The organism is Obesumbacterium proteus, assembly GCF_001586165.1.
GTDB lineage: Bacteria > Pseudomonadota > Gammaproteobacteria > Enterobacterales > Enterobacteriaceae > Hafnia > Hafnia protea.
On the sequence record NZ_CP014608.1, the window covers coordinates 1,846,742 to 1,859,985 of the forward strand.

At 47.0% G+C, this 13,244-nt stretch carries 19 protein-coding genes; 2 read left to right on the forward strand and 17 right to left on the reverse strand.

Annotated features, from left to right (window positions below):
- Window positions 1-65: 65 nt before the first annotated feature.
- The gene (gene malZ, locus DSM2777_RS08440; RefSeq protein ID WP_061553667.1) at window positions 66-1,895 is read left to right on the forward strand and encodes a maltodextrin glucosidase; all 1,830 of its coding nucleotides are present in this window, start codon (window positions 66-68) and stop codon (window positions 1,893-1,895) included.
- A 61-nt stretch (window positions 1,896-1,956) separates the two neighbouring features.
- Here the strand turns inward: malZ and DSM2777_RS08445 are convergent, their stop codons facing one another.
- Together DSM2777_RS08445 and DSM2777_RS08450 are read right to left on the reverse strand one after the other, a co-directional pair.
- Complete coding sequence (locus tag DSM2777_RS08445) at window positions 1,957-2,559, reverse strand: peroxiredoxin C (protein ID WP_004847724.1); 603 nt, start codon at window positions 2,557-2,559, stop codon at window positions 1,957-1,959.
- Between the two features lie 222 nt (window positions 2,560-2,781).
- Window positions 2,782-3,363 (reverse strand): ACP phosphodiesterase, encoded by a 582-nt coding sequence (locus DSM2777_RS08450; protein ID WP_061553668.1) that lies wholly within the window; start codon window positions 3,361-3,363, stop codon window positions 2,782-2,784.
- Between the two features lie 187 nt (window positions 3,364-3,550).
- Here DSM2777_RS08450 and queA point away from each other — a divergent pair, with 187 nt between their 5' ends.
- Window positions 3,551-4,624, forward strand: a complete 1,074-nt coding sequence (queA, locus tag DSM2777_RS08455) for a tRNA preQ1(34) S-adenosylmethionine ribosyltransferase-isomerase QueA (protein ID WP_061553669.1) — start codon at window positions 3,551-3,553, stop codon at window positions 4,622-4,624.
- A 188-nt stretch (window positions 4,625-4,812) separates the two neighbouring features.
- Here queA and DSM2777_RS08460 read toward each other — a convergent pair whose 3' ends face one another.
- From DSM2777_RS08460 to DSM2777_RS08535, 15 genes are all read right to left on the reverse strand, one after another.
- The gene (locus DSM2777_RS08460; protein WP_061553670.1) at window positions 4,813-5,859 is read right to left on the reverse strand and encodes a tyrosine-type recombinase/integrase; all 1,047 of its coding nucleotides are present in this window, start codon (window positions 5,857-5,859) and stop codon (window positions 4,813-4,815) included.
- A 199-nt stretch (window positions 5,860-6,058) separates the two neighbouring features.
- Window positions 6,059-6,277, reverse strand: a complete 219-nt coding sequence (locus DSM2777_RS08465) for a hypothetical protein (protein ID WP_061553671.1) — start codon at window positions 6,275-6,277, stop codon at window positions 6,059-6,061.
- A 1-nt stretch (window position 6,278) separates the two neighbouring features.
- Window positions 6,279-6,845, reverse strand: coding sequence for an MT-A70 family methyltransferase (locus DSM2777_RS08470; protein WP_061553672.1), 567 nt, complete (start codon window positions 6,843-6,845; stop codon window positions 6,279-6,281).
- The gene (locus DSM2777_RS08475; RefSeq protein ID WP_004091512.1) at window positions 6,842-7,081 is read right to left on the reverse strand and encodes a DUF4060 family protein; all 240 of its coding nucleotides are present in this window, start codon (window positions 7,079-7,081) and stop codon (window positions 6,842-6,844) included. Before DSM2777_RS08475 ends, DSM2777_RS08470 begins: the two co-directional genes overlap by 4 nt.
- Window positions 7,059-7,343: a DUF5405 family protein gene (locus tag DSM2777_RS08480; RefSeq protein ID WP_035502976.1), complete on the reverse strand. Its 285-nt coding sequence runs from the start codon at window positions 7,341-7,343 to the stop codon at window positions 7,059-7,061. Before DSM2777_RS08480 ends, DSM2777_RS08475 begins: the two co-directional genes overlap by 23 nt.
- A gap of 46 nt (window positions 7,344-7,389) precedes the next feature.
- Entirely contained in the window at window positions 7,390-7,563 is a 174-nt protein-coding gene (locus DSM2777_RS24420) for a hypothetical protein (RefSeq protein WP_156088383.1), read from the reverse strand.
- Window positions 7,564-8,055 carry a hypothetical protein gene (locus DSM2777_RS08485; protein ID WP_061553673.1) on the reverse strand — a complete coding sequence of 164 codons (492 nt, stop codon included), beginning with the start codon at window positions 8,053-8,055 and terminating at the stop codon, window positions 7,564-7,566.
- A gap of 393 nt (window positions 8,056-8,448) precedes the next feature.
- Window positions 8,449-9,018 carry a hypothetical protein gene (locus tag DSM2777_RS08500; RefSeq protein ID WP_061553676.1) on the reverse strand — a complete coding sequence of 190 codons (570 nt, stop codon included), beginning with the start codon at window positions 9,016-9,018 and terminating at the stop codon, window positions 8,449-8,451.
- Window positions 9,019-9,028: 10 nt separating this feature from the next.
- The gene (locus DSM2777_RS08505; RefSeq protein WP_156088276.1) at window positions 9,029-9,433 is read right to left on the reverse strand and encodes a hypothetical protein; all 405 of its coding nucleotides are present in this window, start codon (window positions 9,431-9,433) and stop codon (window positions 9,029-9,031) included.
- Between the two features lie 9 nt (window positions 9,434-9,442).
- Complete coding sequence (locus DSM2777_RS08510; protein WP_237087825.1) at window positions 9,443-10,027, reverse strand: hypothetical protein; 585 nt, start codon at window positions 10,025-10,027, stop codon at window positions 9,443-9,445.
- On the reverse strand, window positions 10,027-10,854 hold the full coding sequence (locus DSM2777_RS08515; RefSeq protein ID WP_061553678.1) for a PD-(D/E)XK nuclease-like domain-containing protein: 828 nt from the start codon (window positions 10,852-10,854) through the stop codon (window positions 10,027-10,029). The genes DSM2777_RS08510 and DSM2777_RS08515 overlap by 1 nt, the downstream gene beginning before the upstream one ends.
- Window positions 10,851-11,138: a hypothetical protein gene (locus DSM2777_RS08520; protein WP_061553679.1), complete on the reverse strand. Its 288-nt coding sequence runs from the start codon at window positions 11,136-11,138 to the stop codon at window positions 10,851-10,853. The genes DSM2777_RS08515 and DSM2777_RS08520 overlap by 4 nt, the downstream gene beginning before the upstream one ends.
- A gap of 254 nt (window positions 11,139-11,392) precedes the next feature.
- The gene (locus DSM2777_RS08525; RefSeq protein ID WP_061553680.1) at window positions 11,393-12,427 is read right to left on the reverse strand and encodes a hypothetical protein; all 1,035 of its coding nucleotides are present in this window, start codon (window positions 12,425-12,427) and stop codon (window positions 11,393-11,395) included.
- A gap of 172 nt (window positions 12,428-12,599) precedes the next feature.
- The gene (locus DSM2777_RS24890) at window positions 12,600-12,977 is read right to left on the reverse strand and encodes a hypothetical protein (RefSeq protein ID WP_061553681.1); all 378 of its coding nucleotides are present in this window, start codon (window positions 12,975-12,977) and stop codon (window positions 12,600-12,602) included.
- Window positions 12,978-13,009: 32 nt separating this feature from the next.
- A complete protein-coding gene (locus DSM2777_RS08535; RefSeq protein WP_061553682.1) occupies window positions 13,010-13,204 on the reverse strand; it encodes a hypothetical protein in 195 nt (64 codons plus the stop codon).
- Window positions 13,205-13,244: the final 40 nt, after the last annotated feature.

Genomic DNA, 13,244 nt, shown 5'->3' on the forward strand with positions numbered 1-13,244 from the left:
ATAGAGGAGTGCGGCCTAATCGCAACGTGGCATGCTCAGCGTTAATCACTCGTGGGGGAAATTTTATGTTGTTTGCCTGGCATCTACCGGTACCACCGTATGTACGTTATCACGCGGATCACCTTGAGATCCGTCTTTGGGTGCAGGGAGACGATGAACTGCCGCAGCAGGTTATGTTGAGATGTGAGCCAGATAATGAGGAGTGGCTGTTGACGATGCAGCCAGAAAAGCAGGGGAGTTTTACCTGCTATCAGGCCGATCTCACGCTGTTGGCCGGTGAGGCTGTTCGTCGCTACTGTTTTAAATTTCTATGGAACGACCGACAGCAGTGGTTTGGGCCACAGGGTTTCAGTGTTGTACCCCCAGCGCAGGTGGAGCAATTTGCAATAGAGATCCCAACTCAGTCGCCGGAGTGGGTTGCCGATCAGGTTTTTTATCAGATCTTCCCCGATCGTTTTGCGGCCAGCGGACAGGATCATACGGTAAAAAATGACAGCTATTATCACCATGCGGTGCAACGTAAGGTGATCCGTAAAGAATGGGACGAACCTTTAACAGAAGAAAATGCCTCTTCCACTTTTTACGGTGGTGATTTAGACGGTATTGTCGAACGTTTACCTTATCTACAGGAGCTTGGCGTTACGGCGCTGTACCTTAATCCGATCTTTACCGCGCCCAGCAATCATAAATATGACACTGAAGATTATTATCAGGTCGATCCCTATCTTGGCGGTAATGACGCTTTGGTACGCCTGCGTGAGGCAACGCAAGAATTCGGTATGCGTTTGATCCTTGATGGTGTGTTTAACCACACCGGTGACACTCATCCGTGGTTTGATCGCTATCAGCAACGAACGGGTGGGGCGTTTTACGATCCAGCATCTCCCCATCGTATGCGTTTCACGTTTACTGCTGACGGCCGCGTGCTTGATTGGAAAGGAAACGCAACGTTACCTAAGCTCGACTTCTCGAGTCAGGCGGTGGTGGACAGCGTGTATCAGGCAGACGATAGCATACTGCGGCACTGGTTGAGAGAGCCTTATCAGATTGATGGTTGGAGACTTGATGTGGTGCATATGCTGGGGGAAGGAGGGACTGCCCGAGGTAATTTGCATCATCTTGCAGGGATGTATCGTGCGGTTAAAAATGAAAATCCTCAGGCTTATGTATTTGGTGAGCATTTTGGTGATGCACGGCGCTGGCTGCAGGCCGGTGTGGAAGATGGCGCGATGAACTATATGGGGTTTGCTCTGCCGGTGCGCTCGTTTTTAGCTGGGGTTGATGTGGCTTATCAGCCGATCCAGCTTGATGCTCAGCAGTGTGTCGAGTGGATGAACGGCTACCGAGCGGGCTTATCGCATACTCAGCAGTTAGCTATGTTCAATCAACTAGACAGCCATGACACCGCGCGTTTTTTAACGTTATTGGCCGATAAACCACAGCGTATGCGTATGGCGCTGGTTTGGCTCTTCACTTGGATTGGTGTGCCGTGCCTCTATTACGGTGATGAAATTGGTCTTGATGGTGGCAACGATCCGTTTTGCCGTAAGACATTCCCGTGGGATGAATCACGTTGGGACGGTGACTTATTAGCGTTAACCCAGCAGATGGCTGCGCTGAGGCATCAAAGTACTGCATTACGTCGCGGTGGATGCATGGCGGTTCACGCACGCGCTGATACGCTGGTGTTTGTTCGTCAGTATGAAGATGAAACGCTGCTCGTAGCGCTACAGCGAGAGGGGAAAGGGCGTTGTGTTTTACCTCATTCGCCAATCCTTCCAGCGGGCTGTTGGGAAAACGTCGTCGGTGAGGGGAAATTGGTACGAGAGGCAGATTATATCGAACTGACGTTGCCTACTGAAAGTGCAACCGTATGGCGATGGGCTGCGGTCTAATACGATCTTTAGATAATAAAAAAGCGGCCAATCGGCCGCTTTTCTCACATTGCTAACTGAATTACAGTTTAGCAGCGTTTTCAGACAGGTATTTAGCGACGCCGTCTGGAGACGCGCCCATACCTTCTTGGCCTTTTTCCCACTGAGCTGGGCAAACATCACCGTGCTCTTCGTGGAACTGCAGCGCATCAACCATACGCAGCATTTCATCGATGTTACGGCCCAGAGGCAGGTCGTTAACAACCTGGTGGCGAACCACACCTTCTTTGTCGATCAGGAATGAACCGCGCAGCGCAACGCCAGCTTCTGGGTGTTCGATGCCGTATGCCTGCATGATTTCGTGTTTGATGTCAGCAACCAGTGGGTACTGAACTTCACCGATGCCGCCATTGTCGACAGGGGTTTTACGCCATGCGTTATGTACGAATTCAGAGTCCATTGAAACGCCAACAACTTCAACGCCACGGGATTTGAATTCTTTGTAACGGTGGTCAAAAGCAATCAGCTCAGAAGGACATACGAAAGTGAAGTCCATTGGCCAGAAGAAGACAACCGCTGGCTTGCCTTTAGTAAATTCTTTGAAGTTGAAGTTTTCAACAATTTCACCGTTGCCCAGTACGGCAGCGGCAGTAAAGTCAGGGGCTTGACGAGTAACCAGGACCATATTAACTCCTGTTAATTGTATGTTGGATGGATGATTAAATTCTTAGGTCGGGAGTCACTATACGTATTAAACGTTGGTGAATAAAGCGTAAAGCGCCGATTGATAAGATAGCTTTTACCTATCAATAATGCAAAAGGGTAAAAGTAAAGATTGGTATATAACATAGCGCTTTTGTAAAAAAGGGCAATAGGGAAACGCACTAACTGTTAACAGCGTCAGTGTTTATAGGGTCTTTGCCTTGGCTTGGGCGATCATTTGCGGATAAAACTGCCAAAATGTTTGCTCAAGAAGCGTGTAGTTGTTTTCGATATCGTTAAAAGATCCCGCCAGCGCGCCGAGTTTCGGCCTGCGGTTTGCCATACCTTGTAACACTTTGGCAATAAATGGTAGTTCAGCGTAGCGTTCTAGCCAGCGCTCTTGCCACATATAGGCATTGAGGTTCTGAAAACGCTCTGGGGAATTCGGCAGCATCGGCACAATTTCAATTTGAGCACGGTTGACGAAAGAGTGAAGCGAGATTTCTGGCTCCAATTCTTGCCAGTGCAGAGCGAGAAAATGATCCCATACAACATCAAGGGTAATGGGGGCAACGCGGCGAAACTCTTCGCGAAATAGGCGTTTCGCTTCCAAGACTTGCGGAAGGCGATCGGTCATGACATCGACTCTGCGATGCATGAATATGCCGTCGATAACCTGTTCTGAATAATTTCCCTGTGGGTTACCGCGGACAAAATCGGCCAAAATATTGCCATACAGCGAGCTGTTGGCTAGTGAGGCAAGGTGAAGATGGGCAAGAAAGTTCATTCGATCATTATAAATGAGAATGAAGATGTTTAATCCATGTTTTTTGTATGGTTAAAAATTCCTATTAACAAAGACTAATCACATCCTTAACTGCTTAACAGTTGCAGCCGAACGCTTGCGGCTCTAGACTAAGCGGCCTGTTTTTTGCGTGCTCCTACGTCTGCTATATATAGAGTGAATACTAACCATGCGTGTTTCTGATTTTTCGTTTGAACTTCCCGATAACCTTATTGCTCGATATCCACAAGCAGAGCGTAGCGCGTGCCGTTTGTTATCGCTGGACGGACCAACGGGAAAATTAGAGCACGGCGTTTTCACCGACGTTTTGGATAAAATCGAAGCAGGCGATCTGCTGATTTTCAATAATACCCGCGTTATTCCTGCGCGACTGTTTGGCCGTAAAGCCAGCGGTGGCAAGTTAGAAGTGTTGGTTGAGCGCGTGCTGGATGATACCCGCGTATTAGCGCACGTGCGTGCCTCGAAGTCACCTAAGCCAGGGGCTGAGCTGCTGTTGGGCGATAACGAAGATATTCGCGTCACCATGGTTGCACGCCATGACACGTTATTTGAACTGCGCTTTGACGACGGTCGTGATGTGCTGACGATCCTGAATGCGGCGGGTCATATGCCATTGCCACCTTATATTGACCGTCCTGACGAAGATGCTGACCGTGAACTGTATCAAACGGTCTATAGCTCCCGCCCTGGTGCAGTTGCTGCGCCGACTGCGGGTCTGCACTTTGATGAGCCGTTGCTGGAAAAACTACGCGCCAAAGGTGTTGAGATGGCCTTTGTGACACTGCATGTTGGCGCGGGGACGTTCCAGCCAGTGCGTGTTGATACCATCGAAAACCACACTATGCATTCTGAGTATGCCGAAGTGCCACAGGATGTGGTTGATGCTGTACTGGCGTGTAAGGCACGTGGCAATCGGGTTATTGCGGTAGGAACAACGTCCGTTCGCTCGATCGAAAGTGCGGCCGCGGCGGCAAAAGACGCACTCATCGCGCCATTTTTTGACGATACGCAAATCTTTATCTATCCGGGCTACCACTATCAGGTGATTGATGCTCTGATAACCAACTTCCATTTGCCTGAATCCACGCTGATCATGTTGGTGTCTGCGTTTGCGGGTTATCAAAATACCATGCATGCGTACCACGAAGCGGTGGCAAAGGAATATCGTTTCTTTAGCTATGGGGATGCCATGTTTATTACCCGTAGCGAGCTGGCAGAGCAAGAAAAAGTCTCTGCTGAGTGATTTCGTGGCCCGTGTCGCTGTTGGTATGACGCAGCATACGGGCCAATTTTTGCCCATATAATGTTTAGCTTCCCGCTCTGACGGGTATGTTGAATAGGGCTTCTTTCCATTAGGAATGCAACATCAGACTGTTTTTCTGATGCTGTCCAGATTTAAATTCTGAATAACGCCTTTATTCTCATTTTAAATCAGTAGTTTACAAGTGATAAGGCTGGTCGATTTTCCTTACCGATTTCGTCTTGTGCCAAAAACGTGACAATTCCACTAAAACGACTCAAATGCTCAGTGCTCAGGTGAGCGTATTTATTGACCATTTCTAGCTTCTCCCATCCTCCGAGTTCTTTCAGTGTCATCAGCGGTGTTCCGTTCTGGACGTGCCAACTTGCCCAAGTGTGCCTTAAGTCGTGGAAGCGGAAATCGAAGATGCCTGAAACCTTCAATGCGTTTGCGAAATCAGCGCGGCTGATCTCCTTAATGACGCCGCCGTCTACTGAGAAAACATATTCAGATTCACGGCTACGTCCAGAGATAATTTTCACGGCCTCATCATTGAGGGGGATCGGTCGCGCTTTCCCTGACTTCGCATTTTCTGCCGTAACCACGGCAATACGACGTGATAGGTTAACGTTTTCCCATTTCAGAGAAAATATCTCTCCTTTCCTCGCGCCAGTAAGCAGCGCAAATGAAACCACATCCTTCATCCAATCCAGACGCAAAGCCCCAATAAGCATCCTTGCCTGTTCCTTCTCAATCCAACGCACACGAACCTTTGGCTCTCTCTGCGTTGATAGGTGAGGCATTCCATTAAGCCAGCCAGACGCAACAGCCAGAGAGAATGCTCGCATAATAAATGCCCTGTACCGGTTACGGGTGGCATTAGATAGCTTGCACTTCTTTGCGGTAGAGTGAGTGGGGAGGTTGTTTGCTATATCCTCCCCTGTGATTTTAGAGATGATCCGCCCACGGAAAACAGATAACCAGTATCTGGCGTAAATCTGCTTATTTTCAAAGCAAGACTGGTTCTCCGCATCACGTAATGCAAGGATAACTATATCCTCAAAAATACGGTCAGGTATCTTATCCAGCTTTGCAACCTGCCATAGTTCATGCTTTAGCTTGTCGTGGTACTCCTGAGCTTTCGTTTTTTCCTCGGTGCGAGTAGAACGCCTAATTCGCGTTCCGTCTGGAGCGGAGATATCGACCCAGTATATGCTTCCTCTTTTGACGATCGGCATTTCTTTGACTCCTTACCGACCACACCCAGCCGGATGGCATTGTTAACTTTGCTTGATAAACTTTCCAGACTTTCTTCTCTTGCACGCCATGAACCACCCACCTTGAACATGTTGAACTTGACAGGGTTCCTGTAGATTGTGTGAGGTGAAACATTTAGCCGTTCGGCGACGGCTGATACCTTTAGATATTGCTCATCCATCATTTATCCTCAAACTGCCCATTCAAAATGCCAATAGTCCAAAGGAACCTAACGAATGGAATTCCGAGAGGTTTAATGGTTTCGTAGTGGCTGAGAAGAATCGGGCGGGTGATTGTGTCGATGTTGGTTTTTTTGGGCGCGGACTTTATTGCAGATTTCATTGCTTCGTTGCATCGTCGCGCAACATTGCGGATCGCGTTGTCTTGTTCTGCTGTCATGTCATGCCGCTTTCACTCCTTGCTGGAACTCGATATTGCAACCGACCTCGTTGCCCCACGAATGCCAACATTCAGCCTGCTGACGCGCAAATAGCTCAATGCGAGGCACGTCGCCTAGCAAGCTAACAAGCAGATCGCGAAACTCTGGGGGCTTGGCGCTATGTTCAGCGCGGTGGAAAGTTTGATGCTGGCAGATCGCTGCGTTAAATCGCTCTGGCAGCCTGCCACGAACCGCAAACAAACAATCTTCGCTATTGGCTCTTGTCATGTGGCCCATGCCGATCGCACTGTTTCCTTTGCGTCGATTTGTCTTGTGCCATGTGAATCCCTTCATAGTCATCAATCTAAATCCCCAAGCATCGACAACCTTCAACGCTTCGGCTGGCATCGTTGGCACCCACCACATCGCCAGCAGACAAGACTCATCAGCTAAGTCCCATACCGGTAAGCGACATATATCCAATATGCTCATCGTGGGATATTTGAATGATGCACCACGCTCGCCATCTGCTGCCTTATCTCTGTATGTCCACGGTGGGTCTGCATAAATCAGTTTGTATTTTTTCACGCTGCATTCCCCCACACTTTGGATAAATCCCTAGGCCGCATCATCGATGTAGCCACATATGATTTCTCTCGGTTGATAATCTCGATGAAGAATTTCTCTTCGCTAACTTTGATTGTGTACGTGACGCCTTTCTTGGTTGGCCCATAGTCGCCGTACTTGGATTGATGTATATCGAGAGCAGCTTTCATCGCCGCTCTTTCTTTACGCTCTGGATTACCCTTGATGATGTGTCGCATTGTTAAAGTCCTTGAAAGCCTTTTCACACTGCAATGAAACTCGCTCTATTAATTGCTGCATTGCCTGCAATGACTGGGCGTCAGAGAGCAGAACCTCGCGCTGAATTAATGCAGAGATAAGCGTGGAGATTTTTGAGTAGAACCCGATGGACTGAAGCCTCTCTTCACCTGCAGATTTACCTTCCTTTGCTACCTTTTTCTCGTTGAGAATCAGGTTATATGTGTCGCTCGTAATGACGTATTCGCCGATTTCGATTTGCATATTTTCTCCAAACTTAGGCAATAAAAAACCCGCTGGTTAGCGGCTATTAATCTTGGTTAACTGGTAAGCACATCAGAACGTGGTTAGGCCGCTTCTCATGAATCAGCTTTATCCATTGTTCACAGGTTTCTTTTGGCATGACTTCAGGTGTAACGGGGAGGGCGTCGCAAGCATCTAATCCGCAGGCGCTGACTAGAAGGATATAACCGGCTATCAGCATCTATTTCTGCTCCTGTGCTGGGGCTGAAACCTCAAGGTCTGAAATAATGTCAATCACAGAACTTAATCGGATAGCCATTGCCGAGGCTTTTTTAGTCGGAACTGGAAGCTCTTTTAATATCCAATTCAAGATTCTATTTAGTATTTCCACCTGCTGACTCAAATCTACAGGCTCGGTCTGTTTAGGTATTACCGGTGCTGCATAAAGCGGCGTAGAGTGAATGCCGTGCGTGGCCTCACCAAGCCCAACAAAGTCTCCATCAGTGGTAAATTGATCGCCTGTGCGCATGTGAACAATCCAAGCAGCGGGATTCTTAGCTGCTTGCTCGTATGCCAGAATCTTTTCTTTCGCGATTTTAAACTCATCAATCACATGAAGAGCATCAACAAATATGTCGTAGTTCTCTTTGTCTGCCGGATCGCTGTATGAATCTTGAAACTGCAATAAATCGTCTTGCAGCTTCTCTAACCGCTCAGTTGTTAACTTAGTCATTGCTCTGCTCCTTTGCGTCGATTCCCTTCGCTGTAATTGAGTATCCAACAACGGTTCTGGTTATTAATCCTTTTCGCAGTAATGCGTTGAGAGTTTGCCGCCAGATAGCGTAGGTTTTTTCCCCGTTGCAAACGCAAGATAAGACCTCAATTTGCTTAGGTGTTAACTTAGTCATGTTTTATGTCCCAGCAGATTTGAGTTTTATAGACGCTTTTCACGCGCTGAACCTTTCCGGCCTTTTCCAACTTTTTTAATCGACGCAATACTGCTGGTGTTTCGATTTTCTTATCAAAATCACGGAGCCAGTTCGTAACAACGTAGGTCATGCATCGGCCGTGAGATTTCATAACTTGGATAATTTGGTCATCGATAATCGCTGATAGGCCTTTGCTGTTACTGTGCATCATTAATCCCCTTGCGAAGCTGGGCTGCGAATTTATTAGCCTCTTTGATTACCGACTCAAACTCTTGCTTTAATGCACCGTATGCGATGGTATCTGGATGCATGGTTTCAATCATGTTTCTGTATTTCACAGCTAAAGCATCAACACCTTTTGCCATCAGCTCACGGGTGAATGCGTCGGTGGCTGGAACCCTTGTTTTAATCGCTTCCTCTGCTTGTTTGTGGCTAAGGAAACCGTTATTCCCGTCATTGCTCACCATCTGGCTATCGAACCATTCTTGAAGCTCAGGAATGGTCATTCCGTCAGGAATCTCTGCTCCTGCTTCGTCAGTTGTTCCCTCCAACCAATCACGCGCTGATTGAAAGTCTCCATTGACTACACAGAAAAGGGCGACTTGAGCCCCAAGCATTGTTTTATGCAGCATCCATGACGTATTAAGCTCACTAGCAGCACTTGGTAGTAGATAGGCATTCTCTTTGCCTAATTCAGCCAGCTTCTTCTCCAGCGCATCACGCTGCTGAACTACTGATTCGTATGTCTCTATTGGTAGGTTGTTCATGAATATCTCCTTAGTCCATCCAGTCTCTGTATTCACCAGATGCAATAAGCTTTGCTCGGCGCTTGGCTGCGTCGATATGCTTTTGCTTCATTCCGTTTGTTATTGAATCTAATGACTTGAGACTGATGGGGATTGTTTTCTTTGGTCGGGGTGGGATGAGTCGTTTTGCTTTTCGCTCTATCGAATAGATTCGGTCCCTGATTCCTTCTTTCTCAGCCCATTCCGTGGCTACGACTTTCACAACCTTGGTGTCAATGAGGACTTGGTATATCTTTTTATTGAATTCAGGCAACCTCATTCCGAAATGCTCAGCTAACTCTAATCCTGTCGCTGGCCTTTTCCCGAGCATCCTAACTACGCTTTCCTTGAACCCTGTGGAGTTATGAGGCCGCCGATAGAATGCTAATCGGCGCATTTACACCTCTTACGATATATTTTTAATTTTTTCTGAGCAGGATTTATAGACTTCAAGAGCTGCTTTTCTATCTGAATCACTGATAGTCAATTTAGCCAACTTTTCTCCCAATTCTTTTAGCTCTTTTGCTGTCTGGCATAATCCCATTTTGTTGATTATGTCATCGTATGCGGCACTATCTTCGGCTGACATAACAACCGTAGGTTGAATTACTAACTTTTTAACTCGATGTTCTACCCGCTTACCTCGAGATACAGATAGCATCATTGAAAAATCAGCCTCAACATCACTCATTGCTTGAATCTTAATCCCACCAACTGCGACACCACCGAACCTGACGTTTGGGTCACCTATGAGCAACAGCGTTTTACCAACCCATGAATGCCCATCGTTTCCCCATCCGCCTATTAGCACTCGTCTCATTGACTTAGATGGTTTGTATGGGCGTCCATCAAACCCATCTAAATCAATCCAAACAGGCTGTTCTTTGTTTCCAGACCTTACCGACTTAATTTTTGCTGTGATTGGCGAAGACTGAACGTCTTCAAAATTTATTTGGTCTGATTTAGGGATAATTGTGTTTGATAAGTCCATTACAGGTATACCTCGTCAGCGTATTCGTCATCGAACATATATGATGGAAGGTTAATTTCAGATGACTGAAGAGCTATTCCATCCCTCTTATCTAACTCACCTTCTATGCAACGTTTCAGCGTGGAAAGTGATCTCATCATTTCTTTTCGTCCAAGCTCTAGAGAGTCATCGCCTATGTAATACATACAGTTTCTGTATGGGGCTTTATTTTCTTGGGCAAAGAAACAAAATTGATTTACATCTCTCCCCGTTACCAATTTCAGAACATATAAGTAAAACGCAGCTTGAATGTGATAGTGATACTTACCGAATGCTTGGCTAAATCCACGCTCTGATGCATCTTGGCAGCTCTTAACATCTAATGGGTATGGAAGCGAGTCAGAAATCCTGTCAAAGCGACATTTAAGCCTTAGTCCAGTTTCTGGGCATGTGGTAAACATAGATACTTCAGATTTTCCAGATGTCCCCATGTAGTACATAAAATCTTCGTTAAGTTGTGATGCCTCCACCATTCTATTAATAGTTTCCACTTCACTACCTATGAATATATGTTCTTCCTTCATACCAGATGAGATTAGTGATTTATATTCTTTAGAAGCCCTTGTTTTTAACGATTCATCAAGAATAAATTCTCTTTCAAAAACATCAGGTTCTAATAGAGCAGCATGTATCGCTGTTCCTATATTGGCAGACTTACTACCTTTAAATTTGTTGAAGTAAAGGTTGGCAGGGCTAACGCTGATCGCTTTAATGCTTGTTGAACCGATCGCTTCATCTGCATGGTATTCCTCGTTTGACATTCCGTAATAGATTCCAGATTCAATCATGCTGCCTCCTGCATGTGTTTAAGCTCGATGGCTGTTTGGTACTGGCTTGCTGATTGGAGAATAGAGAATAGGGCGGTAGCTAATATTTCTGGGTTATTGCCGTGTTCAAGAGCTAGCTCTAATGCTTCGTGGGAGAGTCCTGACAGATGGCTTAATGCTTTGATGATGTGATACTGCTTTGTTTCTTTTTCCCACGCCTCGGCCTGCTGGAGAACTAATTCACTGGTCTGTTCGCTAAAGCCGCTGATGATTTTATTTAGCTCGATAATCACTGATGCATTCATAACGGATCACCTTTGATAAATAAGTGCTTAACTACCGGAAGTCGTTTAACCCAGCGCAGAAATCGACAAGCTCTCACCGCTTGGATTCGGCGTGGTTCTCTCATGAAATCAGTCATAGTTATTTGCTCCAGAGTGGTGAGAAGAATTGAGTGACGATACGAACGATGCGGTCTAGTTGTGATTCGCGAAGAGTGCCCATGCGAGGGCACCCTGCAAAGCTGAGTTCTTGCATGGGGTTACTCCTGTTTGATTGATTAGTAGTTGATGCTGATTGCGGTGATGTTGCCTTTGGCTATAGCCGTGATGCACAGCTTGGCGCATTCTTCCGGCACACCTGCGGCGATAAGGTCTTGTAGTGCTTTGTTGTTTACTATTTTGCGGTGTTCTTTATCTGCGGCGCGGCGAGCTTCTTCATCCTTGATGCGCTTTTCTTCAGCTAATCGAGCCTGTTCCTTCTGCTCGTTTTCACGCTTAATTCGCTCGGCTTCTTCGTGAGCTTTTCGTTGCTCTTCGGCAATGGCTTCCTGCTTTTCACGTTCAGCACGCTCAGCGGCTTCCTGCTTCTCGCGTTCGGCTCGCTGCTCCGCCTCTATGCGGTCGCGCTCCGCCTTCTCCGCCAGCTCTTTGGCTTCACGTTCGGCGCGTTCCTTCGCCAATGTCGCTTCACGTTCTCTGGCTGCTGCCGCTTCGATTTCACGCTTTGCCGCTTCATCTGCTTCGCGCCGTGCTTTCTCTTCGGCCTCACGCTTAATACGTTCTTCATGCTCGCGTTTGGCTTGCTCGGCTTTCTGTCGTGCTTCTTCGCGCTCACGGTCAATCTTCTCGTTCATGAGTAAAGCCATTTCATGATCGGCTTCAATCTTGGCTGCGCGTTGGCGGTCGAACTCTGAATTCATTACCAGCGCTTCTTCATGCATGGCATTCATGGCTTCCTCGGCCTTGATACGCTCCTGCTCAGCTTCCCACTCAGTAAGTGGTCGTCGAACCTCATCCTTCAGCGCATCCAGCCGCTCACGCACTAATCGGCGGCTTTCATCAATCTGCTTTGGCAGCGCCTTTAGTTCGGCTACGGGGTCTTTACCAGCGTTGTCGATATAAGTTTTCGAACGGGCAACTTTATGTGCCATAGATGCGATAGCGTCTCGGCCTTTCTTTGTCGATAAATCCGGCACCAGACTGCGAGCCTCTTTCTCGATAGCCTCAATAAGTGGGTCTAGCTGCTCTTGGCTGGTGAAGACCGCTAGAGCATTGGTCTTCTCAATGACGACTAAATCTGTAATCTCGCTCACTGGCGATCTCCTTTGTTGGTTTCATTGCAAAACGCCTACGCTTTGCGATGAAGCGGGTATAAAAAAGCCCCTAACGAGAGGGGCAAAACGTGTCAGCTAACCAGAGCAGTCATTCTCCAGTTATGAGCGGGATTGCTCACAGCAGATACTCAGTGAATACCTGCTAGGTGCATTACTCGTCACGGGCTTTTAACATTGCGTCGGCCATTAGATAAGCATCCTTCGCTACGCCATCTCTCCAGCCTTCTTGAACACCATTCTCAGCGGCGTAGTTAAGGTAGTCCGCATAACACAGGCCGAGCGCCTTCGATGCGAAGTAATCGCGAGCAGTTAATTCATCTACAGAATTTGATTTTTCCTCTGGGTATGGCTCATCGTCGAAACGATAAAGCAGGTCGTAATTGCCAGAATCATCGAATGTACTATGCTCATACGCCCATCGGTGACCATTAAACAGGAATGATTTACCTATGCTTGTTTTATCAAAACGGACTTTCATGTAATCAGGGTATTCTTTGGAATCTTTATAAACTTTTAGTGTGTGCTTCATATCTATCTCCATTCTGGGTATAAAAAAGACCGCTAGGCGGCCTGTTCACTATTCTTTGCCAGTGCTTTTGATTTAGCTCTCCATCCCTTTAAGAAGAAGCGCCATGCCTGCTGGGTTTTGGCATCACGATAGACAACGCCAGCATTTGCAGAAAGAATGATTGGGTTATCTTTCTTCAATCCGTTGAGCGGACATAAAAGCTCAAACTCTTTTCTTGCTTCTTCCATCTCACACCCCTTGTTCAGGCAATAAAAAAGGCCGCCTAAG